Source organism: Streptomyces sp. NPDC033178, from assembly GCF_055577685.1.
The window spans coordinates 54,869-77,205 of sequence record NZ_JBVIPT010000016.1 but is presented as its reverse complement, the minus strand read 5'-3'; the positions used below and the strand labels follow the sequence as shown (position 1 = coordinate 77,205).

At 70.8% G+C, this 22,337-nt stretch carries 17 protein-coding genes; 12 read left to right on the top strand and 5 right to left on the bottom strand.

Going from position 1 to position 22,337, the window contains the following annotated elements:
* Positions 1 to 73: 73 nt before the first annotated feature.
* Both ACZ5VQ_RS33995 and ACZ5VQ_RS33990 read right to left on the bottom strand, forming a co-directional pair.
* Entirely contained in the window at positions 74 to 3,022 is a 2,949-nt protein-coding gene (locus ACZ5VQ_RS33995) for a tetratricopeptide repeat protein (protein WP_469108314.1), read from the bottom strand.
* A complete protein-coding gene (locus ACZ5VQ_RS33990; protein ID WP_469108313.1) occupies positions 3,019 to 4,866 on the bottom strand; it encodes an HSP90 family protein in 1,848 nt (615 codons plus the stop codon). Before ACZ5VQ_RS33990 ends, ACZ5VQ_RS33995 begins: the two co-directional genes overlap by 4 nt.
* A 163-nt stretch (positions 4,867 to 5,029) precedes the next feature.
* On the opposite strand from ACZ5VQ_RS33990, the gene recG reads away from it, so the two are divergent.
* From recG to mutM, 8 genes are all read left to right on the top strand, one after another.
* Positions 5,030 to 7,240, top strand: coding sequence for an ATP-dependent DNA helicase RecG (recG, locus tag ACZ5VQ_RS33985; RefSeq protein WP_469108312.1), 2,211 nt, complete (start codon positions 5,030 to 5,032; stop codon positions 7,238 to 7,240).
* A gap of 108 nt (positions 7,241 to 7,348) precedes the next feature.
* Complete coding sequence (gene rsmD / locus ACZ5VQ_RS33980; protein WP_469108311.1) at positions 7,349 to 8,086, top strand: 16S rRNA (guanine(966)-N(2))-methyltransferase RsmD; 738 nt, start codon at positions 7,349 to 7,351, stop codon at positions 8,084 to 8,086.
* A 26-nt stretch (positions 8,087 to 8,112) separates the two neighbouring features.
* Positions 8,113 to 8,592 (top strand): pantetheine-phosphate adenylyltransferase, encoded by a 480-nt coding sequence (gene coaD, locus ACZ5VQ_RS33975; RefSeq protein WP_469108447.1) that lies wholly within the window; start codon positions 8,113 to 8,115, stop codon positions 8,590 to 8,592.
* 110 nt (positions 8,593 to 8,702) lie between these two features.
* The gene (locus tag ACZ5VQ_RS33970; protein ID WP_362075663.1) at positions 8,703 to 9,794 is read left to right on the top strand and encodes an ATP synthase F0 subunit B; all 1,092 of its coding nucleotides are present in this window, start codon (positions 8,703 to 8,705) and stop codon (positions 9,792 to 9,794) included.
* A gap of 128 nt (positions 9,795 to 9,922) precedes the next feature.
* Positions 9,923 to 10,576 carry a YceD family protein gene (locus ACZ5VQ_RS33965; protein WP_469108310.1) on the top strand — a complete coding sequence of 218 codons (654 nt, stop codon included), beginning with the start codon at positions 9,923 to 9,925 and terminating at the stop codon, positions 10,574 to 10,576.
* Between the two features lie 2 nt (positions 10,577 to 10,578).
* On the top strand, positions 10,579 to 10,752 hold the full coding sequence (gene rpmF / locus ACZ5VQ_RS33960) for a 50S ribosomal protein L32 (RefSeq protein ID WP_006139588.1): 174 nt from the start codon (positions 10,579 to 10,581) through the stop codon (positions 10,750 to 10,752).
* 19 nt (positions 10,753 to 10,771) lie between these two features.
* A complete protein-coding gene (gene rnc / locus ACZ5VQ_RS33955; RefSeq protein ID WP_469108309.1) occupies positions 10,772 to 11,740 on the top strand; it encodes a ribonuclease III in 969 nt (322 codons plus the stop codon).
* 150 nt (positions 11,741 to 11,890) lie between these two features.
* Positions 11,891 to 12,751: a bifunctional DNA-formamidopyrimidine glycosylase/DNA-(apurinic or apyrimidinic site) lyase gene (gene mutM / locus ACZ5VQ_RS33950; RefSeq protein ID WP_362075673.1), complete on the top strand. Its 861-nt coding sequence runs from the start codon at positions 11,891 to 11,893 to the stop codon at positions 12,749 to 12,751.
* On the opposite strand, the gene ACZ5VQ_RS33945 is transcribed toward mutM, so the two are convergent.
* Together ACZ5VQ_RS33945 and ACZ5VQ_RS33940 are read right to left on the bottom strand one after the other, a co-directional pair.
* Positions 12,724 to 13,113: a winged helix-turn-helix transcriptional regulator gene (locus ACZ5VQ_RS33945; RefSeq protein WP_469108308.1), complete on the bottom strand. Its 390-nt coding sequence runs from the start codon at positions 13,111 to 13,113 to the stop codon at positions 12,724 to 12,726. The two genes, mutM and ACZ5VQ_RS33945, sit on opposite strands and share 28 nt — an antisense overlap.
* Positions 13,114 to 13,217: 104 nt before the next feature.
* Positions 13,218 to 14,351 (bottom strand): CAP domain-containing protein, encoded by a 1,134-nt coding sequence (locus ACZ5VQ_RS33940; protein ID WP_469108307.1) that lies wholly within the window; start codon positions 14,349 to 14,351, stop codon positions 13,218 to 13,220.
* 131 nt (positions 14,352 to 14,482) lie between these two features.
* Between ACZ5VQ_RS33940 and ACZ5VQ_RS33935 the strand changes: the two genes are divergently transcribed.
* The 4 genes from ACZ5VQ_RS33935 (at position 14,483) to ACZ5VQ_RS33920 (ending at position 20,881) form a co-directional block, all read left to right on the top strand.
* Positions 14,483 to 14,764: an acylphosphatase gene (locus tag ACZ5VQ_RS33935; RefSeq protein ID WP_143640652.1), complete on the top strand. Its 282-nt coding sequence runs from the start codon at positions 14,483 to 14,485 to the stop codon at positions 14,762 to 14,764.
* 393 nt (positions 14,765 to 15,157) lie between these two features.
* Positions 15,158 to 15,361, top strand: coding sequence for a hypothetical protein (locus ACZ5VQ_RS33930; protein ID WP_028802434.1), 204 nt, complete (start codon positions 15,158 to 15,160; stop codon positions 15,359 to 15,361).
* Positions 15,362 to 15,563: 202 nt separating this feature from the next.
* Positions 15,564 to 19,193: a chromosome segregation protein SMC gene (gene smc, locus ACZ5VQ_RS33925; protein WP_469108306.1), complete on the top strand. Its 3,630-nt coding sequence runs from the start codon at positions 15,564 to 15,566 to the stop codon at positions 19,191 to 19,193.
* A 269-nt stretch (positions 19,194 to 19,462) separates the two neighbouring features.
* Positions 19,463 to 20,881: a sugar porter family MFS transporter gene (locus ACZ5VQ_RS33920; protein ID WP_469108305.1), complete on the top strand. Its 1,419-nt coding sequence runs from the start codon at positions 19,463 to 19,465 to the stop codon at positions 20,879 to 20,881.
* 147 nt (positions 20,882 to 21,028) lie between these two features.
* Here the strand turns inward: ACZ5VQ_RS33920 and ACZ5VQ_RS33915 are convergent, their stop codons facing one another.
* Entirely contained in the window at positions 21,029 to 22,003 is a 975-nt protein-coding gene (locus ACZ5VQ_RS33915) for an LLM class flavin-dependent oxidoreductase (protein ID WP_469108304.1), read from the bottom strand.
* Between the last annotated feature and the right edge of the window lie 334 nt (positions 22,004 to 22,337).

Sequence of the window (22,337 nt, the reverse complement as noted above, 5' to 3'; positions counted from 1 at the left end):
CCGCGCGGGCGCGACCAGCCACAGCCCGCCCGCGGACAAAGACCGGCCCCCAAGCGGAGCACTGCGCGGAGCGCTACGGGCCCGACTCCGTCGCCCGCAGCAGCCGCTCCGCCTCACCACGCCGGGCGGCCACCGTCTCGTCCGAGCCGTCCTCCTCGGCGTACGCGGCGAGAACCTCACGCGCGCGTGCGGCCGCCCAGTCGGGGTGCTCCAGGTCGGCCTCCAGCCAGCCGGCGGCGAGTTGGGCTCCGGTGCGGCTGTGCAGGGCGTCCTCGCCGAGGGAGAGGAAGCCCCCGACGGCCAGCGTGACGTGGGCCAGGGCCTCCTCGAACAGGGCCTGGATCAGCTCGTCGTCGGCGTCGTCGGGCGCGGAGCGGGCGACCAGGTCGCCGAACTGCCGGTGAGTCTGGGCGAGTTCGGCGACGAGCTGCTCGCGCGCCTCGTGGTCCTCGGGCACCTCTTCCTCGCATGCGCGGACCGCCTCGCCCATCAACTCGCGTGCCGTGTCCAGCCCCGAGCCCTCCTCGCGCACCGCGAGCCACGCGCGCGCCCGCAGGGAGCGGATCAGCCCGTGGACGTTGCCGAGGGACCGCCAGAGGTCACCGGCGCGCGCGTAGGCCTGCTCCGCCTGAGGGAGCAGCTCCGCGTGGCCGAGGGCCTCCGCGGCGAGATGGGCGAGCATCGCGTGGTCGCGCTGCTCGGGCCAGTGCCGGGCGATCTCGGCCGCTCGGAGCCAGTGTTCGGCGGCCTCGCGGTGTTCCCCGAGCTCGGTGAGACAGTCGCCGAGCCACCAGTGGGTCTGCACGATCGCCCCGTCGCCGTGCGTCTGCGCGCTCAGCTCCGGCAGCGCCGACTCCAGGACCTCCGCGGCCTCGGCCCAGTGGCCCTGACGGAGCAGGAAACCGCCGAGCTGATGTCTGGCCCAGGCGCCGAGCGTGGGTCCCTCGCCGGCCTCGTCGGCCCAGTGCGACGCCTCCAGGGCGTGGTCGGCGGCGGGACCGAACTGTCCGGTGGCGCCGAGTATCTCGGCCAGCTGGAGGTGCAGTTGGGCGTGGCCGGTCGGCTCAAGGAAGGCCGCGCCGTGCTCCAGCGCCGCCCGGGCCGCGCGCTCGGCCGCCTCGGCGTCGCCCAGGTGGCGTGCGATCCCGGTGAGCCGGGCTTCGTACTCCACCGCGAACCACGGCAGCCCGGCCGCCACGAACGCCTCCGAGCCCCGCGTGAGCAGCTCCGCGGCCCTCTCCGCGTCCCCGGCGTGCGCCGCGAGCTCGCCGAGCATGGCCTGCGCCTCCGCGGCCCGGGAGGCGACCAGGACGTTGTTCCCGGCCTCCGGCTCGGCGAGGGCAAGCAGCTCCCGTGCGGCCGTCTCCGCGGCGGCCAGGGCCTCGGTGCCGTCTCCAGAGCCGTTCACCTCCGCCGCCTCATGCACCCGCTGCAGCAGGATGCGCGCCCGTCCCACCAGCACCGAGGCGGCCTGCTGGACCCCGGTCCCGCCCTCCGCGAAGAGGGCGAGCACCCGCTCGTACGGCTCCGAGACCGCGGCCAGCGCCTCGCGGGTCCGGCCGGAGAGGGCCAGTACGTACGCTCCACGCGCGCGTGCCGCCAGGGCCTCGCCCGGGTCGCCCGCGGCCTCGTACAGCTCAGCGGCGCGGGCGAACAGCTCCACGCCCCCGGGGCCGAGGCCCATCGCCTCGTGGTCGGTCAGCTCCGCGCGGTCGCGGGGAGTCAGGTCCTCGTCGTCGGCCGCCTCCGCGACCGCGGCCCATGCCGCGACGGAATCCGGGTGCAGAGCGGCCGAGAGCCGGCGGGCCTCGGCGAGCAGCGCGGTCAGGTCCGGCCCGCCGTCGGCAGCGGCATCCGCGGACGGGGCGGGCGCGGGCCGCACGGGAGAGGCCACGGCCGGTGTCGCGCGTATGCCCAGGGGCAGTCGTTCCACCAGGGGCAGTTGGTCCATGCGCTCCCGGACGCGTCCGCTCACGTACGCCGTGCCGTTGCGCTCGTCGAAGCGGCCCGCCAGCGAAAGGGCCTCCACGCGCGCGTGGGCGGCGAGTTCGGCCGCGGTCCAGGTGCGGCCGGCCGGTCCCGGCACGGTCTGCGCGCCGAGCCCGAGCGAGGTCAGCCGGTCCGTCAGCAGGGCGACCACGGCCAGGAAGTCCATCCGGCTGCGCGGTTCCCCGGCGTCCGTGAAGTAGGCGGGACGTTCCGCCAGCAGCTCCAGGGCCCGTGCCTCGTTGCCGGTGAGCGCGCAGAACTCCACATGGTCCGCGTACGCGCCGCGCATGCTCTCCATGGGGCGTACGAGCCGGAAGCCGCGCAGATGGTGGGCCCGCGCCTCGTCCAGACGGCCCAGCCGCAGCAGCGGCAGCAGCGAGGACGCGAGGACCGCGTGCGGCTCGTGGGCGCAGGTGTACTCGCCCTCCAGGACAGGCCGCCACAGCTCCAGGGCCTCGGCGTCGGCGCCCCGCTCGGCCCGCCACCAGCCCTGGTCGTGCAGTTCGCAGGCGTGGCAGTCGGCCATGCTGTCCCGGTCGGCGGCCAGCCATGCGGTGTACGCCCGCTCGGCCCTCGCCAGGTCCCCTATGGAGCGCGCCACCGTGAACTCGGTGCTGCGGACCGCCCGTTCGGAGTGACCGGCGAGCCGGTAGCGGTGCTCCATCTCGCCGAGCCACTTCTCGATGGAAGCGAGCGGCACATGCGGCTGGCCGACCATTCCGGAGGACACCCACTTGAAGACCCAGTGCAGGGAGTGGGTCTCGTACTCGTCGAAGTCCTCGGGCCGTTCGTCCCACATGCGCAGCAGGCGCGCGAAGGGGACGAACATCCGGTCCTTCTCGGAGCTGTAGTTGTAGACCTTCAGCTGGTGGCCGAGCGCCTCGATCACGGCGAGCGGGATGTTCAGCTTCTCGGCCTCGGCGAGCAGGACCTCCGCGCGCGCGTTGCGGGCCGGGCCCTCCGGCTGCTCGTAGTTCTCCTGCATCGCCCGGCGCAGCGCGTCGAAGTCCATGCTTTCACTGGTCCGGCTCATCGGTGGCCCTCCTCTGGGGAGTCGCTGTGGGTGGCCCACTCCAGGAGGCCGATGAACGACCGGTTCAGGAGTGCCGAGTCCGCCGGTCGCAGCGGGCGCTGCGCCATCAGCAGGGCCTGACCGTAGAGGGACTCCGTCGCCGTCCCGATCAGCTCCCGGTCGTCGAGCGAACTGATCTTCCGGATCAGCGGGTTGAGGTGGTTGAGCACCAGCCGCGCGCGCGGTGCGCTGCCCCGCAGCGAGCCGAGGATGCCCGCCCACAGGTCGTCGGCCTGCTCCTCGGCCTCCGCGCGCGCCTGCTCGTGGCGGGCCGCCCGGTCGTCCAGGTGCAGCGCGGGCACGGAGAGCGGGTGGAAGGCGCGCAGGACCACATCGCACCCCAGGGGGTCGAGTTTGGCCCGCGCGGCCCCCAGGAAGGCCGACAGGGCCAGCTCCACCGCCGGGTCGACCGAGTCCAGATGCGCGGTCACCGTGTCGGCGTCCAGCTCCGCCACGACCGTCCCGGGCCGCACCGAGGGCAGCGCCTCGACCAGCTCGCTGTCGTACGTGTAGCCGCCGTTGACGACACCCACGCCCTGCGCGGACGCGATCGGCGCTACCTGGCGGAACTCCTCCACGGACCGGGTGAAGTGCACCACCGGGTGCCGCTGGGCGAACTCCTCCAGGGACAGCTGTCCGTCGGTCGTCTCGAACGGCAGCCACGGCAGCATCGTGCGCAGCATCTCGCTGTCGTGCCGTGCCAGGGACTTGACGCCCAGGTGGTGCACCGAAAGGAAGGCCGCGAGCCGCTCGGGATCACCGGCCGCGAGCCCCGTCAGCCAGGCCCTGATCCGCTCGCCCAGCGCCTCCCGTACGCCCGCCAGGGCATCGTCCTCGTACAGCGCCTCCCGGGACGCGGTGGGCCGCAGGCTGTCCGTGTCGAGGACGCAGCGCACGAAGAACGCCCAGTCGGGCAGCAGCTGTTCGGCCCGCTCGGTGAGCAGCATGCCCTTCAGGTGCACGCGATGACCGGCGCGCTGGGCGGGACTGACCGCGGACGGCAGCACGTACGCCACCCCGCGTATCCCGGCGAGCGGCACGTCCAGGTCGATGGAGTCCAGCGGCGTGAACCCGAACAGGTCGTGGCAGTGCCGTCCCAGGGCCACCCTCCGGGTGGCGGGGCTCGGGTACGCGCGGTCCCAGGGCGCCGGGAGGTCCGTGACCGCCTCGTCGCCCACCCGTACGTCGTAGGGCAGCAGCGACCCGAAGTCCCGGGCCAGCGAGAGGACCCGCTCCTCGGACAGCCAGTCGGCGGCGCCCGGACGCGCCACCAGGTACACGGTCGTACCCGGTTCGGCGCGGGCCTCGTGCGGCAGCGTACGGACCGTGTATGAGCCGTCGTCGGCCGCCGTCCACTCCACGGGCGGTGCGTCCGGCGTACGGGCGCTGCGGCTGACCACCCGGATGCGCTCGGCGACCACGAAGCAGGCGAGCAGGCCGATGCCGAACTGCCCGAGGAAGTCGGAGCGCGCCGACTCCAGGCCCTCCGCCCGCTTGGAGCTGCGGCCGATGGTCGCCAGGAGGCTGTGCACGTCCGTCTCGGTGAGCCCGATCCCGGAGTCCTCCACACGAAGGGCACCGCCCGCGCCGCCCTCGACGAACAGCCGCACCAGGGCAGGCGCGTCGGGCTGCTCGGCACGCCGGGCGGTGATCGCGTCCACGGCGTTCTGCAGCAGCTCGCGCAGATAGACCTTGGGGCTGGAGTAGAGGTGGTGGGAGAGAAGGTCCACGAGGCCGCGCAGGTCGACCTGGAACGTATGGGGTGACTGGGAGCCTTGAGCTGACTGTGAGATCTGGGAGTCCATCGTCGCTGCGCCGGTGGGGGGACGTGCGACGGCGCGGGGTCGGGCGGTCCCAAGAGGAGGTGACCGCGAACAGGGCCGGAGCCGGACATCCTAGGCCCCGAACCAGCCGTCTGACCAGCGGATTTCCGGGACGTATACGGCATTGTCAGTGCGGTGGTGTGCAATGGATCTCGTGCCCGCGCTCGAAGAACCACTGAAGAAGGTGCTCGGACCCGCCACCGCGAAGGTGATGGCCGAGCACCTCGGCCTGCACACCGTCGGCGACCTGCTGCACCACTATCCCCGCAGGTACGAGGAGCGCGGCCAGCTCACCCACCTCGCCGACCTGCCCCTGGACGAGCACGCGACGGTGGTCGCCCAGGTCGCCGACGCCCGCCTGCTCACCTTCTCCTCGCCCAAGGCCCCCCGCGGCAAGGGCCAGCGCCTCGAAGTGACCATCACGGACGGCAGCGGCCAGCTCAAGCTGGTCTTCTTCGGCAACGGCGTGCACAAGCCCCACAAGGAGCTCCTGCCCGGCACCCGCGCGCTGTTCGCGGGCAAGGTCTCCGTCTTCAACCGCCGCCTCCAGCTGGCCCACCCGGCGTACGAGCTGCTGCGCGGCGAGGACGTGTCCGAGACGGTGGACACCTGGGCGGGTGCCCTCATCCCGCTCTATCCCGCCACCGCCAAGCTGGAGTCCTGGAAGATCGCCAAGGCGGTCCAGACGGTGCTGCCGAGCGCCCAGGAGGCCACCGATCCGCTGCCCGACTCCCTGCGGGCCGGCCGCGGTCTGGTCCCCCTCCCCGAGGCCCTGCTGAAGATCCACCGCCCGCACACCAAGGCGGACATCGAGGACGCCCGCTCCCGCCTGAAGTGGGACGAGGCCTTCGTCCTCCAGGTCGCCCTGGCCCGCCGCCGTCACGCGGACGCCCAACTGCCCGCCGTGGCCCGCAGACCCAAGAAGGACGGCCTGCTCTCCGCCTTCGACGCCAAGCTCCCCTTCACCCTCACCGAGGGCCAGCAGAAGGTCACCAAGGAGATCTTCGACGACCTGGCCACCGAACATCCGATGCACCGGCTGCTGCAGGGAGAGGTCGGTTCCGGAAAGACGATGGTCGCGCTGCGCGCCATGCTCGCCGTCGTCGACGCGGGCGGTCAGGCCGCGATGCTCGCGCCCACCGAGGTGCTCGCCCAGCAGCACCACCGGTCGATCACGGAGATGATGGGGGAGCTGGCCGAGGGCGGGATGCTCGGTGGCGCCGAGCACTCCACCAAGGTGGTGCTGCTCACCGGGTCCATGGGGGCGGCCGGGCGGCGACAGGCACTGCTCGACCTGGTCACCGCGGAGGCGGGGATCGTCATCGGGACGCATGCGCTGATCGAGGACAAGGTGCAGTTCCACGACCTGGGCCTGGTCGTGGTGGACGAACAGCACCGGTTCGGCGTCGAGCAGCGAGACGCCCTGCGCGGCAAGGGCAAACAGCCCCCGCACCTCCTCGTGATGACCGCCACCCCGATCCCGCGCACGGTCGCCATGACCGTCTTCGGCGACCTGGAGACGTCCGTCCTGGACCAGCTCCCCGCCGGCCGCTCGCCCATCGCCAGCCATGTCGTCCCGGCCGCCGACAAGCCCCACTTCCTCTCGCGCGCGTGGGAGCGCGTGCGAGAGGAGGTGTCCAACGGCCATCAGGCGTACGTGGTCTGCCCGCGCATCGGCGACGAGGACGACGACCCGAAGAAGTCCAGGAAGAAGCCGTCCCCCGAGGACGAGGCCGAGAAGCGCCCGCCCCTCGCCGTCCTCGACGTCGCCGACCAGCTGGCCAAGGGCCCGCTCCAGGGACTGAAGGTCGAGGTCCTGCACGGCCGTATGCCCCCGGACGACAAGGACGCCGTGATGCGCCGCTTCGCCGCGGGTGAGACGGACGTGCTGGTCGCCACGACGGTCATCGAGGTCGGGGTGAACGTCCCGAACGCCACCGCGATGGTGATCATGGACGCCGACCGGTTCGGCGTCTCCCAGCTCCACCAGCTGCGCGGCCGCGTCGGCCGTGGCTCCGCCCCGGGCCTCTGCCTCCTGGTCACCGAGATGGCCGAGGCCAGCCCGGCCCGCCAGCGGCTGACCGCGGTCGCCTCCACCCTCGACGGCTTCGAGCTCTCCCGCATCGACCTCGAACAGCGCCGCGAGGGCGATGTCCTCGGCCAGGCCCAGTCCGGCGCCCGCACCTCACTGCGGATGCTCGCCGTCATCGACGACGAGGAGATCATCGCCGAGGCCCGCGAGGAGGCGTCCGCGGTGGTCGCGTCCGACCCGGACCTGGAACACCTCCCCGGCCTGCGCACGGCACTCCAGGCCCTGCTGGACGAGGAGAGGGAGCAGTACTTGGAAAAGGGCTGAGCACGGGCACGCCCCGTCGGCTGCGCTCCGACGACTGAGCCCCTGGCTGCGCTTCCATGGCCGGGCTCCCATGGCCGCGCCCCAAAAGGGGCGCGGGGCTGTGCCGATATGCGGCTCCGCCGCGTGGGCGCGACCAGCCCCCACAATCCCGCGGCCGCGCCCACCGCGGACCCCCACCCCCGTAGTCCAGAAAACGCACCCGCCACCCCCGCCTGCCAGACTGGGGTCCGTGACCATCCCCTCCGGCAAGGACCCCAGATGACCCGCGTGATCGCCGGCACGGCCGGCGGACGACGCCTGGCAGTCCCCCCGGGCACCGGCACAAGGCCCACCTCGGACCGCGCCCGCGAGGGACTCTTCTCCACCTGGCAGTCCCTGCTCGGCGGCCCCCTGGAAGGCGACCGCGTCCTCGACCTGTACGCGGGCTCCGGCGCCGTCGGCCTGGAGGCGCTGAGCCGCGGCGCCGGACACACCCTCCTCGTGGAGGCCGACGCCCGCGCGGCCCGCACGATCCGGGAGAACGTGAAGGCACTGGGCCTCCCCGGCGCCGAGGTCAGACCCGGCAAAGCGGAACAGATCATCCGTACGGCGGTGCCGGCAGCCCCGTACGACCTCGTCTTTCTCGATCCGCCGTACGCCGTCACGGACGACGATCTTCGCGAGATCCTGCTCACACTCCGCTCCGGGGGCTGGCTCGCGGGCGAAGCGCTCGTCACCGTTGAACGCAGTACTAGAGGTGGCGAATTCCGGTGGCCCGACGGCTTCGAGGCATTGAGGTCCCGTCGCTACGGCGAGGGAACGTTTTGGTACGGTCGCGCCGCCTCTACGTGCGAAGACGCACGATGACCGGACCGGAGAGCGAGGGATCTCAAGTGCGCCGCGCCGTCTGTCCCGGGTCGTTCGACCCGATTACCAACGGACATCTCGACATCATCGCCCGAGCCTCCAAGCTGTACGACGTCGTGCACGTCGCGGTGATGATCAACCAGTCCAAGAGGGGCCTGTTCGAGATCGAGGAGCGGATCGACCTGATCCGCCAGGTCACCGCGGAGTTCGGCAACGTCGAGGTGGAGTCCTTCCACGGCCTCCTCGTCGACTTCTGCAAGGAGCGCGACATCCCGGCCATCGTCAAGGGCCTGCGCGCGGTCAGCGACTTCGACTACGAGCTGCAGATGGCCCAGATGAACAACGGCCTCTCCGGTGTCGAGACCCTCTTCGTCCCGACCAACCCCACCTACAGCTTCCTGTCCTCCTCGCTGGTCAAGGAGGTCGCGACCTGGGGCGGCGACGTCGCCCACCTGGTGCCGCCGGTGGTCCTGCAAGCCCTCAGGGAGCGGCTCAAGAAGGACTGACGGAGCTCCGGATACCTGACAGTGCGTCACCCGGTGTCGGGAGGGGCGGGTGTGGTCGTACAGTCGAGGCGTCCGTCTCCATCACAGCTGTAGAGAGTGGCGAGCACACGGTGGACGTGCAGAAGAAGCTCGATGAGATCGTCTCGGCGGTCGGCAGCGCCCGTTCCATGCCCATGTCGGCCTCGTGCGTGGTCAACCGCGCCGAGCTCCTCTCCCTGCTCGAAGAGGTGCGCCAGGCGCTGCCCGGCTCCCTCGCCCAGGCCGAGGAGCTGATCGGCGGCCGCGAGCAGATGGTCGAGCAGGCCCGCCTGGAGGCCGAGCGGATCATCGAGTCCGCGCACGCCGAGCGCGGCAGCCTGATCTCCGACACCGAGGTCGCCCGCCGCTCGCAGAACGAGGCGGACCGCATCCTCTCCGAGGCCCGCAAGGAGGCCGAGGACGTCCGCGCCGAGGCCGACGAGTACGTCGACTCCAAGCTCGCCAACTTCGAGGTCGTCCTCACCAAGACCCTCGGCTCCGTCGGCCGCGGTCGCGAGAAGCTCCTCGGCACGGGCCCCGGCACCGACGAGCAGGGCTACGAGGACGAGGACGCTCCCGAGCGCAGCCACGACCCGGAGACCCTGCGCCGCAACGCCGACGAGTACGTCGACGTCAAGCTCGGCGCCTTCGAGGCCGTGCTCGCCAAGACCCTGGACGCCGTCGGCCGCGGCCGCCAGAAGCTGCACGGCCGGATCGCCAGCGACGACCTCGGCGACCTGGGCGGCTTCGCCGAGGACGGCAACGCGCAGCACACCACCGACGCCGAGTACCTGGACGGCCTCTCGGACCTCTCCGAGCGGCCCGCCCAGCCGGCCGTCCAGCCCCAGGCCCCGGCGGCCGTGCCCCAGCAGCAGTACGCCCAGCAGGACGCGTACGCCTATCAGCAGCAGACCGCCGATCCGTACGGGTACCAGCAGCAGTACGCGCAGCAGGACGGATACGGCTACCAGCAGCAGACCGCCGATCCGTACGCGGCCTATCCGCAGCAGCAGGGCTACGACCAGCAGGCCGCGTACGACCCGAATCTTCAGCAGGCGTACGGCCAGGCCCCGCAGGCTCCCCAGCCGCAGCAGGCGCAGGCGAACGCCCTCGACGAGACCAGTCTCTTCGACACCACCATGATCAGCGCGGAGCAGCTCAGGGCGTACGAACAGGGGCGCTGAGGCCGGATTGGGCCGAAAGCGAAAGGTCCAGTATCCTGGCTCTTCGGTCGCGTGTACGTCCGCGATCAACGCTGCCCGGGAAGCACCGAAGGGCGGCGCCCCACAGAGTTTCAAGATCGAAAGCAGGAATGGCCCTGAAAGCCCGCCTCGACCACCGCAACCCTCTCGTGTTCGACACACACGAGCTGGGGCGGCGTCCTGGCGCGCTGCAGCGCCTGACCCGTGAGATCGACGCTCCCAAGGATTTCGGTATCCAGGGAGTCATCGGAGTGCCGGAGGGCGCCCCGGTGAAGCTCGGCCTCCGCCTTGAGTCGGTCATGGAAGGTGTGCTTGTCACAGGCACCGCCCGTGCACAGGCCAAGGGGGAGTGCGTAAGGTGTCTGGAGCCGGTCGAGCAGCAGCTCGAAGCGGATTTCCAGGAGATGTTCTCGTACCCTGACGCCGACGACCGGGGCCGTGTGAAAGCGGAGCCGGCCGACGACGCCGAGGACGACGAGGACACGCTCTTCATCGAGGACGGCTTGTTCGACCTCGAACCCGTGCTGCGTGATGCGGTGGTGCTCGCACTGCCGATGCAGCCGGTGTGCCAGGACGACTGCCCCGGCCTGTGCTCCCAGTGCGGAGCCCGGCTCGCGGACGACCCGGACCACCAACACGACGCCGTCGACATCCGTTGGGCGGCACTGCAGGGACTCGCCGGTTCACTCGAAGATGGCGAGAAGGACGAGATGAGTGGCGAAGCGCCTCGATCGGCGCGCGCCAACGAGAAGCAGGAGAAGTAGCCGTGGCTGTTCCGAAGCGGAAGATGTCGCGCAGCAACACGCGCCACCGCCGGTCGCAGTGGAAGGCTGCGGTCCCCACCCTGGTTGCGTGCGAGCGCTGCCACGAGCCCAAGCTGCAGCACATCGCGTGCCCCGCTTGCGGCACCTACAACAAGCGCCAGGTCCTCGAGGTCTGAGCGGCTGGTGAGAGGTCTGATGTCTGACGCCCAGGCGGACTCAAACGCCAAGAAAAAGGCGGACAACACAGCCTCGTCCCACACGCTTCTGGAAGGGCGGCTCGGCTACAAGCTCGAGTCCGCCCTTCTGGTGCGTGCACTGACCCACCGTTCGTACGCGTACGAGAACGGCGGTCTGCCCACCAACGAGCGGCTGGAGTTCCTCGGGGACTCCGTGCTCGGCCTTGTGGTCACGGACACGCTGTACACCACCCACCCCGACCTGCCAGAAGGCCAACTGGCCAAGCTGCGGGCCGCGGTGGTCAATTCGCGTGCGCTGGCGGAGGTGGGCCGCGGGCTCGAACTCGGCTCCTTCATCCGGCTCGGCCGGGGCGAAGAGGGCACGGGCGGCCGGGACAAGGCGTCCATCCTCGCCGACACCCTTGAAGCGGTGATCGGCGCTGTCTATCTCGACCAGGGTCTCGACGCGGCGGGCGAGCTCGTCCACCGCCTCTTCGACCCGCTGATCGAGAAATCCTCGAATCTGGGAGCGGGCCTGGACTGGAAGACCAGTCTCCAGGAGCTCACGGCGACCGAGGGGCTCGGCGTGCCCGAGTACCTGGTCACCGAGACCGGCCCGGACCACGAGAAGACCTTCACTGCTGCTGCCCGCGTCGGAGGCGTCTCGTACGGCACCGGCACCGGCCGCAGCAAGAAGGAGGCGGAGCAGCAGGCCGCGGAATCCGCGTGGCGTGCGATCCGCTCCGCCGCGGACGAACGCGCGAAGGTGGCGAAGGCCGCCGCGGAGGTCGAGGCGTCCGCAGCGGCCAAGGCCTCCGTGGAGGCCGAGGCCGTCGCGGCAGCCGAAGCTTCCGCGGCTGCTGAGAAGGCCGCGGCAGCCGAGAAGGCCGCAGCCACCAAGGAGGCCGCAGCCACCAAGGAGGCCGCGGCGGCCGAGGAAGCCGTCGAGGCTCCCTCGACGGCGGCATCCGACACCGCTTCCGCCTGACCGAACCGCAGTTCGGCGCTGTGACCGATCGCCCGTCCCCCGTCCGAGGGGGCGGGCGATCGTGTTCGGGAGCGCCGGCGGTACGCTGCGGGCGCGCGGCCCCGGTCCGGGGCGCCCGAGTCGTCGGCCCACGCATCCGGAGGAGAAGCCGTGCCCGAACTGCCCGAGGTCGAGGTCGTACGACGGGGCCTCGAACGCTGGGTCAGCGGACGGATCGTCGCCGACGTGCAGGTGCTGCACCCGCGCGCGGTGCGCCGGCACATCGCGGGCGGCGAGGACTTCGGGGCCCGGCTCAAGGGGCACCGGATCGGACTGGTCCAGCGTCGTGGCAAGTACCTCTGGCTGCCGCTCGCGGACTCCCCGAGTGCCGTTCTCGCGCACCTCGGGATGAGCGGGCAGCTCCTCGTCCAGCCGCAGGACGCGGCCGACGAGAAGCACCTGCGCATCCGCGTCCGGTTCGAGGACGCCCTCAACACCGAACTGCGCTTCGTCGACCAACGGACCTTCGGCGGGCTGTCGTTGCACGAGACGTCGCCCGACGGGCTGCCCGACGTCATCGCGCACATCGCCCGTGACCCGCTGGACCCGCTGTTCGACGACGACGCGTTCCACGAGGCGCTGCGGCGTCGGCGTACGACCGTCAAACGCGCCCTGCTGGACCAGTCGTTGATCAGCGGCGTCGGCAACATCTATGCGGACGAGGCGCTTTGGCGTGCGCGGTTGCACTACGAGCGCCCCACCACCGGGTTCACGCGCCCACGCACGGCCGAACTCCTGGGCCACGTACGGGATGTGATGAACGCCGCCCTCGCCGTCGGCGGCACCAGTTTCGACAGCCTCTACGTCAACGTGAACGGGGAGTCGGGCTACTTCGACCGCTCGCTCGACGCGTACGGCAGGGAGGGCCAGCCGTGCCGGCGCTGCGGCACCCTGATGCGGCGCAGGCCCTGGATGAACCGGTCCAGCTACTTCTGCCCGCGCTGTCAGCGGCCCCCGCGCGCCGTGTCGTAACGCTCGCGCGCTTCCAGTACGTCGTCCATGCGCCCCTCCACGAAGTGGATGAGGGACAGCAGGCGCTCGGCGACCCCGCGGCCCAGCGGCGTCAGTTCGTAGTCCACCCGCGGCGGATTCGTCGGCTGGGCCTCGCGGTGCACCAGGCCGTCGCGCTCCAGCGCGTGCAGGGTCTGGGACAGCATCTTCTCGCTGACACCGTCGACGCGCCGGCGCAGTTCGTTGAAACGGAACGAACCCTCGTACAGCGCCCCCAGCGTGAGCGCGCCCCAGCGCCCGGTGACGTGCTCCAGCGTGCCCCGGGACGGGCATGCCTTGGAGAACACGTCGAACTCGAGGTCCGGTCGCTCCGTGAGGTCCATGCGCCCAGAATACTCGCCGCAGCGCAAACCGAAGAGGGGGCGCTAACTTTTCGCTAGCGTCCCCTCTTCGGTGACCTTTTGTGTTCCTCTGCGGTCGCGCGCGGCTAGTAGCCGAAGTCCTGCGTCCACCAGGGGCCGCCCGACGCGAAGTGCGCGCCGACGCCCAGGGTCTTGAAGTCGCAGTTCAGGATGTTCGCGCGGTGGCCGGGGCTGTTCATCCAGGCCTCCATCACCGCGGCGGCGTCGGCCTGGCCGCGGGCGATGTTCTCTCCGCCGAGGTTCGAGATGCCGAGCTTCTCCGCGCGGTCCCAGGGGGAGGCCCCGCTCGGGTCCGTGTGGTCGAAGAAGCCCCGCGCGGCCATGTCCTCGCTGAAGGACTCGGCCAGGGCCGCCAGCGTGCTGGACGCGGTCACCGGACTGCAGCCGGCCTTCGCCCGCTCCTCGTTGACCAGCGACAACACCTCGGCCTCGGCCTTGGACGCGGTGGACACCGCCTTCGACGGAGCCTTCTCGGGTGCCTTCTTCTCCGGCGCCTTGGTGGTCGGCTCGGTCTTCGGCTTCTCCTTGACGGGAGCCTTGGTCGACGGCTTCGCGGAGGGAGTCTTCTTCTCGGTCTTCTCCGGGGCCTTCGTCGGCGAGACCGTCGGAGACGCGGAGCGCTCCAGGTCACGGCTCGTGCCCGAGTCCTCGCGGTCGTCCGTGGTGCCGTCCGTGCCGCCCTGGGTCTGCACGTCGCTCGGCGAGTCCTGGGCGCGGACCTTGTCCGCGTTGCCGCCGCCTATCGAGAGGCTGTCGCTGCCCGGGATCAGCCCGGAGGCGACCGCGACGGCACCCATCGCGACGGCGGCCGAGACACCGAGCAGACCGGTGCGTACGGGCGTCACGTTCTTCTTGCGGCGGCGGTGGCCGCGGCCGGCGCCGCCGTCCGGGGCGTAGCCGGTCGTGGCGTGGGTGGCGGGATCCGCGGCGAAGAGGTAGGTGTCGCTCTTCGAGTAGAGGTCGCCGGTCTCGTGTATGCCGCCCGGCGAGTCGTACATGCCCGCGGTCGCGTAGGGGCTGCCGTTCAGGTAGTCCCCGGCGGTCAGGTGGTCACCCGCGGTCGCGTAGTCGCCCTCACCCGCGTAATCACCCGAGTCTGCCGCCGCGTAACCGCCCGCGTATGTATCGTACGTTTGTGTGACCCCGGTGGCGCGGCCTGTGGCGGCGCGGCCGGCGGCGGAGCGTCGGTGGCGTCCCATCTCCTGGCCTTCCTCATCCTTGCGGTCAACGTTCCTCACCCGAACGAGTGAGGCTCATTGGGTCGGGACGGTACCCCATGGCGCAAGGGGAGGAAGTGCTCCGAGAGCATTTGGCCGGTTAGCGTGCAGCCATGAGCGAGGATGTAAGGCTGGTCGCGTGGGTACGCGGACGGGTCCAAGGTGTGGGTTTCCGCTGGTACACACGGGCCAAGGCGCTGGAGATCGGCGGCCTGAGTGGTTTTGCTCTCAATTTGGGGGACGGACGGGTCCAGGTGGTCTCCGAAGGCCCTCGGGCCGGATGCCAGCGACTCCTCGACTGGCTCCAGGGGGACGACACGCCGGGACGCGTCGACGGAGTCACTGAGATTTGGGACACGCCCCGCGGCGGCTACGACGGCTTCGCCATCCGGTGAGATCCACTCCGCTCCACCGGCCGCAACACCCCTGGCAGCGGGCGCGGGGCGTGCGCCGGGCACCTGCCACGGGCAGAAAGCGCCTGGTGGTTGCCAAGAATCGCTTGTCGTGGCAGGCTCCGCGAGTAAGGATGATCTCCACGCCCCCAGGGCCCCGAAACAGTGGCCGCGCCGCCAGTTCTCAAGCCGCGCGCCCCGGGTTGGCCCCCAATACGGGGCGTGATCGTGTTGACCGTCAAACTTTTTGGTGAGACGCTGAAAGTCCCCGCGCACCTTAGCTGTTTGGCATGTAAGAGCGGCAGCAAAAACTCGTCAGTGCCAAGCATCGCGGGTGCGATTCCCTCACGACCCACACCGCTTCGGTCGGTCACTCAGTGTGGAGGACCATCCATCATGGCAAAGGCGCTTCTCGGTTACGTCGGCGGCTCCGACCCGCGACTCATTGCCGAGATGCGACGGCTCCAGCAGCGCGTCCAGGACCTGGAATCCGAGCTCGTACGGATCCAGGCCGAGAACGACGCGCTCGCGGCTGCCGCTTCTCACGACTCGCTTCTCGAAAGCATCGACGTACCCCAGGCGGAGCCTGCGCTCACCTGATCACTGAATCGCATCGTCGCCACCAGTGAGCAGGCTGCCCGTGTCAGCCGCTGACAGAGTTGCAAGGGACGCTTCGGCGTCCCTTCTTTCTTGCCCCCGCGCACTCTTTCACTGTCTTTAACGTTTGGTGTGCCCTGCACGTTCAAGGGTGAAACCGCGCGTTCATGGAGTGAGACCCACCCGGAAGGTAGAGTCCGGCTGCGTGCACCTCAAGGCCCTGACCCTGCGCGGGTTCAAATCGTTCGCCTCGGCGACCACGCTGCGGTTCGAGCCGGGCATCACCTGTGTCGTGGGCCCCAACGGCTCGGGCAAGTCCAATGTCGTGGACGCCCTCAGCTGGGTCATGGGCGAGCAGGGCGCCAAGTCGCTGCGCGGCGGCAAGATGGAGGACGTCATCTTCGCCGGCACCACCGGGCGGCCCCCGCTCGGCCGCGCCGAGGTGTCCCTGACCATCGACAACTCCGACGGCGCGCTGCCCATCGAGTACGCCGAGGTCACCATCACGCGGATCATGTTCCGCAACGGCGGCAGCGAGTACCAGATCAACGGCGACACGTGTCGCCTCCTCGACATCCAGGAACTCCTCTCCGACTCCGGCATCGGCCGCGAGATGCACGTCATCGTCGGACAGGGCCAGCTCGACTCCGTCCTGCACGCCGATCCGATGGGCCGCCGCGCCTTCATCGAAGAGGCCGCGGGCGTCCTCAAGCACCGCAAGCGCAAGGAGAAGGCGCTGCGGAAGCTGGACGCGATGCAGGCCAACCTCGCGCGCGTGCAGGACCTCACGGACGAACTGCGGCGCCAGTTGAAGCCGCTGGGCCGGCAGGCCGCCGTCGCCCGCCGGGCCGCCGTGATCCAGGCCGACCTCCGAGACGCCCGCCTCCGGCTGCTCGCCGACGATCTCGTACGGCTCCGGGGGGCGCTCCAGGCCGAGGTCGCCGACGAGGCCGCGCTCAAGGAGCGCAAGGAGGCGGCCGAGGCCGAGCTGAAGAAGGCGCTCCAGCGGGAGGCGATGCTGGAGGACGAGGTGCGGCGGCTCACCCCGCGTCTGCAGCGAGCGCAGCAGACCTGGTACGAGCTGTCGCAGCTGGCCGAGCGGGTGCGCGGCACGGTCTCCCTGGCGGACGCGCGGGTCAAGAGCGCGACCGCCCAGCCGCCGGAGGAGCGGCGCGGGCGCGACCCCGAGGACATGGAGCGCGAGGCCGCCCGGATCCGTGAACAGGAGGCCGAGCTCGAAGCCGCCCTGGAAGCGGCCGAGCGGGCCCTGGAGGACACCGTCTCCCACCGGGCCGACCTTGAGCGCGAACTGGCGGTGGAGGAGCGGCGCCTGAAGGACGTGGCCCGCGCCATCGCGGACCGTCGCGAAGGCCTGGCCCGGCTGAACGGGCAGGTCAACGCGGCCCGTTCGCGTGCCGCGTCCGCCCAGGCGGAGATCGACCGGCTGGCCTCCGCCCGCGACGAGGCACAGGAACGGGCCGTCGCCGCCCAGGAGGAGTACGAGCAGCTCAAGGCCGAGGTCGACGGCCTGGACGCGGGTGACGAGGAACTCGCCGAGCGGCACGAGACGGCCAAGCGCGCCCTCGCCGACGCCGAGTCCGCCCTGACCGAGGCCCGCGAGGCGGCCACCGCGGCCGAACGCAAGCGCGCCGCCACGCAGGCCCGCCACGAGGCCCTGTCCCTGGGGCTGCGCCGGAAGGACGGCACGGGGGCGCTGCTCGTGGCGAAGGACCGGCTGACGGGTCTGCTGGGCCCGGCGGCCGAACTGCTCTCCGTCACACCCGGCCACGAGGTCCCGGTCGCGGCCGCCTTCGGAGCGGCGGCGGACGCGATCGCGGTGACCAGCCCGTCCGCGGCGGCGGACGCCATCCGTCTGCTGCGCAAGCAGGACGGGGGACGGGCGGCGCTGTTGCTGGCGGGGGCGCCGGACGCGCCCGCCGGGGGCGCGCTCGGCATCCCGGGCGCCGTACCGGGAGGGCAGTCCGGTGGGGGCGCCGATGAGATGCCCTCCGGGGGAGATCCGGAGCGCGGTGGTCCGCCGTTCGCCGCCGATCTCGTCCGTGGACCCTCCGATCTCATGCCCGCCGTACGCCGGCTGCTGCGAGGCATCGTCGTGGTCGGGACGCTGGAGGACGCCGAGGATCTCGTCTACTCCCGGCCCGAGCTGACCGCCGTGACCGCCGAGGGGGACCTGCTCGGGGCGCACTTCGCCCAGGGCGGTTCCGCCGGGGCGCCGAGCCTGCTCGAAGTACAGGCGTCCGTGGACGAGGCGGCGGCCGAGCTGGACGAACTGGGCGTGCTGTGCGAGGAGTTGACCGAGGAACAGCACCGGGCCGCCGAGCTGCGCAGGGAACGGGCCGCTCTCGTCGAGGAGTTGGGCGAGCGTCGGCGGGCCGGTGAGCGGCAGAAGTCCCAGGTCGCCCAGCAGCTCGGGCGGTTGGCCGGGCAGGCGCGGGGCGCCGCAGGAGAGGCCGAGCGGAGCACCGCGGCCGCGGCCCGCGCACAGGAAGCCCTCGAACGGGCCGTCCAGGAGGCGGAGGAGCTGGCCGAACGGCTCGCCGTCGCCGAGGAGATGCCGTTCGAGGAGGAGCCCGACACCTCCGTACGGGACCGGCTCGCGGCCGACGGGGCCAACGCCCGGCAGACCGAGATGGAGGCCCGGCTCCAGACGCGTACGCACGAGGAGCGGGTCAAGGGGCTTGCCGGGCGGGCCGATTCGCTGGATCGGGCCGCGCGGGCCGAACGCGAGGCACGCGCGCGTGCCGAGCAGCGCAAGGCGCGGCTGCGGCACGAGGCCGCCGTCGCCGGGGCCGTCGCCTCCGGCGCCCGGCAGCTGCTCGCGCACGTCGAGGTCTCGCTCGCCCGGGCGGACGAGGAGCGTACGGCCGCGGAGCGCGCCAAGGCGCGGCGCGAGCAGGATCTCGTCGTCGCCCGCAACGAGGGCCGCGACCTCAAGGCCGAGCTGGACAAGCTCACGGACTCGGTGCACCGCGGCGAGGTCCTCGGGGCCGAGAAGCGGATGCGGATCGAGCAGTTGGAGGCCAAGGCGCTGGAGGAGCTGGGGGTCGAACCGGCCGGACTGATCGCGGACTTCGGCCCCGACCAGCTCGTACCGCCCTCCCTGCCCGCCGAGGGCGAGGAGCTGCCGGAGGATCCGGAGCATCCGCGCAACCAGCCCCGGCGCTTCCACCGTGCCGAGCAGGAGAAGCGGCTCAAGTCCGCCGAACGGGCCTACCAGCAGCTGGGCAAGGTCAACCCGCTCGCCCTGGAGGAGTTCTCCGCGCTGGAGGAGCGCCACAAGTTCCTCAGCGAGCAGCTGGAGGACCTGAAGAAGACGCGTGCCGATCTTCTTCAGGTGGTGAAGGAGGTCGACGAGCGGGTCGAGCAGGTCTTCACCCAGGCGTTCTGGGACACGGCGCGGGAGTTCGAAGGGGTCTTCAGCCGGCTGTTCCCGGGTGGGGACGGGCGGCTCATCCTGACCGATCCCGACAACATGCTCACCACGGGTGTCGATGTGGAGGCGAGGCCGCCGGGGAAGAAGGTCAAGCGGCTGTCGTTGCTGTCCGGCGGGGAGCGGTCGCTGACCGCCGTCGCCATGCTCGTGTCGATCTTCAAGGCGCGGCCCAGTCCGTTCTATGTGATGGACGAGGTCGAGGCGGCGCTGGACGACACGAATCTTCAGCGGCTGATCCGGATCATGCAGGAGCTGCAGGAGGCTTCGCAGCTGATCGTGATCACGCATCAGAAGCGGACGATGGAAGTTGCCGACGCACTTTATGGCGTGTCCATGCAGGGGGATGGCGTGTCGAAGGTCATCAGCCAGAGGCTGCGCTAGCGTCGGCGCCCCCGGAGGGGGACCCCCTGGCCAGGCACCTTTAACAGACCGTTTCTCTTTCTTTAAGAGTTGAACACAAAGGCGTCAGATGGTGCCTCGAAAGTCACAGCTACCCCCCTGTTGACTTCGAAACTTGAAGGCATAGTCTCGACGGCGTTGCTTTTACCTTCAGGTGGTGGGCGGCGTAAACGTGTGCGCCACTGAAAACACCGTCCTGCAGGGCTCACCCCCACCCCCGGCAGTGAGGCCGGTGGCCCGAGGAGTTACACGTGACCAGCTCAGTGCAGCCGCTCAAGTCAGGAGCCCGTGAGGCTCATCCCGAACATCTCGGGCACGTCATCTTCATCGCGGCGGCGGCCGCGATGGGCGGTTTCCTCTTCGGTTACGACAGTGCCGTGATCAACGGCGCCGTCGAGGCCATCCGGGACCGCTACGACATCGGTTCCGCGGCCCTGGCCCAGGTCATCGCCATCGCACTGATCGGCTGTGCGATCGGTGCCGCCACCGCGGGCCGGATCGCCGACCGCATCGGCCGTATCCGCTGCATGCAGATCTCGGCCGTGCTGTTCATCGTCAGCGCTGTCGGGTCGGCGCTGCCCTTCGCCCTGTACGACCTGGCCTTCTGGCGGGTCATCGGCGGCTTCGCCATCGGTATGGCCTCGGTCATCGGCCCGGCCTACATCGCCGAGGTCGCCCCCGCCGCGTACCGAGGACGGCTCGGCTCCTTCCAGCAGGCCGCGATCGTCATCGGCATCGCCATCTCGCAGCTGGTCAACTGGGGCATCCTGAACGCCGCCGGCGGCGACCAGCGCGGCGAGATCATGGGCCTGGAAGCCTGGCAGGTCATGCTCGGCGTCATGGTCATCCCGGCCGTCCTGTACGGGCTGCTCTCGTTCGCGATCCCCGAGTCGCCGCGCTTCCTGATCTCCGCGGGCAAGGACGAGCGCGCCCGCGAGGTGCTGCGCGAGGTCGAGGGCGACAGCGTCGACCTGGACGCCCGCGTCGCCGAGATCGAGCACGCCATGAAGAGCGAGCACAAGTCGGTCTTCAAGGACCTGCTCGGCGGGACCTTCTTCTTCAAGCCGATCGTCTGGATCGGCATCGGCCTCTCGGTCTTCCAGCAGTTCGTCGGCATCAACGTCGCGTTCTACTACTCCTCGACACTGTGGCAGTCGGTCGGCGTCGACCCGTCCGAGTCGTTCTTCTACTCGTTCACGACCTCGATCATCAACATCGTCGGCACCGTGATCGCCATGATCTTCGTCGACCGGATCGGCCGTAAGCCGCTCGCGCTCATCGGCTCCGTGGGCATGGTCATCGGGCTCGGCCTGGAGGCCTGGGCCTTCTCCTTCGACCTCGTCGACGGCAAGCTGCCGGCCACCCAGGGCTGGGTCGCCCTGATCGCCGCCCATGTGTTCGTGCTCTTCTTCGCCCTCTCCTGGGGTGTCGTCGTCTGGGTCTTCCTCGGCGAGATGTTCCCGAACAAGATCCGCGCCGCCGCCCTCGGCGTCGCGGCCTCCGCACAGTGGATCGCCAACTGGGCCATCACCGCGAGCTTCCCGTCGCTGGCCGACTGGAACCTCTCCCTGACCTACGTGATCTACACGGTCTTCGCCGCGCTCTCCATCCCGTTCGTGCTCAAGTTCGTGACGGAGACCAAGGGCAAGACCCTGGAGGAGATGGGTTAGCCCCGTCCGCCCGGCGAGGCCTCCGCGAGTCGCGAGCCCTCGCCGGTTCCCCGAACTCGGGGAGAAGGGCCAAGTCCCCGCTGCCCCTCTCCCCGTATCCGTAGGACGTACTGCCCCGGCTCGGCCCCCGACGATCCGTCCCAGGATCTAGAGGCCCTTGAGCCGGGGCAGTACGTTCTCGCAGAACAGGTGCATGCTGCGCCAGCCCTCGTCGAGCGGCATCCCGCCGGACAGCGGATGCAGTACGTAGCTGTCGAGGCCCTGCGCCAGACACTCGTCCGGCGTAACGATCCGGTAGACGCCCTCGGCGCGCAGCTCGTCGACCGTCGTGGCCGCCGACCGCACCGCCGAGCGGATGTCGGACGACTGCCAGGAGGCGTACGTCCGCGCCTCGTGCAGGAAGTGCTCGCCGTGCTCGGCCCATACCCGGTCCGGGTCCTCGGCGAGGTGCAGGAGCGGGGTGACCGCCGAGGGCATCATGGTCCAGCCCTCCTTGCCGTACTCGACCAGCCGCTCCTTGTAGTAGGCCTCCAGCTCCGGCAGATGCGCGCTCGGGAAGAACGGCAGTCCGAGCCGGGCCGCGCGGCGGGCCGCCGCCTTGGAGGAGCCGCCGACCAGCAGCAGGGGGTGCGGATCGGAGAAGGGGCGCGGTGTGACCCGTACCGTACGGCCCTGGTACTCGAACTCCTCGCCGGTCCACGCCTTCAGCAGCGTCTCCAGGAGCTCGTCCTGGAGACGGCCGCGCCGCTTCCACTCCACGTCGAAGATCGCGTACTCCTCGGGCCGGTAGCCGATCCCCGCGACCGTGATCAGCCGGCCGCCGCTCAGCAGGTCGAGTACGGCGATGTCCTCGGCCAGCCGCAGCGGATCGTGCAGCGGGCCGATGATCGCCGAGACGGTGACCGCGATGCGCCGGGTCGCGCCGAAGACCGCACCCGCGAAGGTGAACGGCGAGGGCAGCCAGTTGTTGTCGACGCCGTGGTGCTCCTCGGTCTGCGCGGTGGTCATCCCGCGGTCGTCGGCATAGGCCGCCATTTCCAGCGCGGCCTTGTAGCGGGCGCTGAGCGAGGCGGGTGTGGCGCCGGGCTCAACGAGGTTGAAACGTACGACCGTTGCGGGCATGGGAAAGTCCCCCTTCGCCGAGCCGGGTGGGGTGCCGGTGATGTCGGTGCAGGGGGACGGTAGCTGACGGATCGTCAGACGGCCAGAGTGGTGGGCCGGTTGTCCGGCTCCGGCTCGGGCGGGTCACCGCGGGCTTGGGCAGAGGCGCGTACAGGAGCCCGGACGAGACGACCGGGCTCGCGCCCGTCGTGAGCAGCAGCCAGTTAATGACGAGGGCGTGTCACGGCCCACATCATGGGCCGTGACACGCCCCTGGGACGCGGTTGTTGCCCCTTGCATCCTACCCTTGGAGCGGGTTTCCTCCGGCCCTAGGGGGATTCCCGACGAAAGCGGG

Excerpts from the sequence above, each read along its gene's own strand:
- rnc (WP_469108309.1), top strand. The coding sequence starts at position 10,772 with ATGTCTGACGCCCAGGCGGACTCAAACGCCAAGAAAAAGGCGGACAAC.
- ACZ5VQ_RS33965 (WP_469108310.1), top strand. The coding sequence starts at position 9,923 with ATGGCCCTGAAAGCCCGCCTCGACCACCGCAACCCTCTCGTGTTCGAC.
- recG (WP_469108312.1), top strand. The coding sequence starts at position 5,030 with ATGGATCTCGTGCCCGCGCTCGAAGAACCACTGAAGAAGGTGCTCGGA.
- ACZ5VQ_RS33915 (WP_469108304.1), bottom strand. The coding sequence starts at position 22,003 with ATGCCCGCAACGGTCGTACGTTTCAACCTCGTTGAGCCCGGCGCCACA.
- ACZ5VQ_RS33935 (WP_143640652.1), top strand. The coding sequence starts at position 14,483 with ATGAGCGAGGATGTAAGGCTGGTCGCGTGGGTACGCGGACGGGTCCAA.
- rsmD (WP_469108311.1), top strand. The coding sequence starts at position 7,349 with ATGCGGCTCCGCCGCGTGGGCGCGACCAGCCCCCACAATCCCGCGGCC.
- ACZ5VQ_RS33945 (WP_469108308.1), bottom strand. The coding sequence starts at position 13,113 with ATGGACCTCACGGAGCGACCGGACCTCGAGTTCGACGTGTTCTCCAAG.
- ACZ5VQ_RS33995 (WP_469108314.1), bottom strand. The coding sequence starts at position 3,022 with ATGAGCCGGACCAGTGAAAGCATGGACTTCGACGCGCTGCGCCGGGCG.
- ACZ5VQ_RS33990 (WP_469108313.1), bottom strand. The coding sequence starts at position 4,866 with ATGGACTCCCAGATCTCACAGTCAGCTCAAGGCTCCCAGTCACCCCAT.
- ACZ5VQ_RS33930 (WP_028802434.1), top strand. The coding sequence starts at position 15,158 with ATGGCAAAGGCGCTTCTCGGTTACGTCGGCGGCTCCGACCCGCGACTC.
- ACZ5VQ_RS33940 (WP_469108307.1), bottom strand. The coding sequence starts at position 14,351 with ATGGGACGCCACCGACGCTCCGCCGCCGGCCGCGCCGCCACAGGCCGC.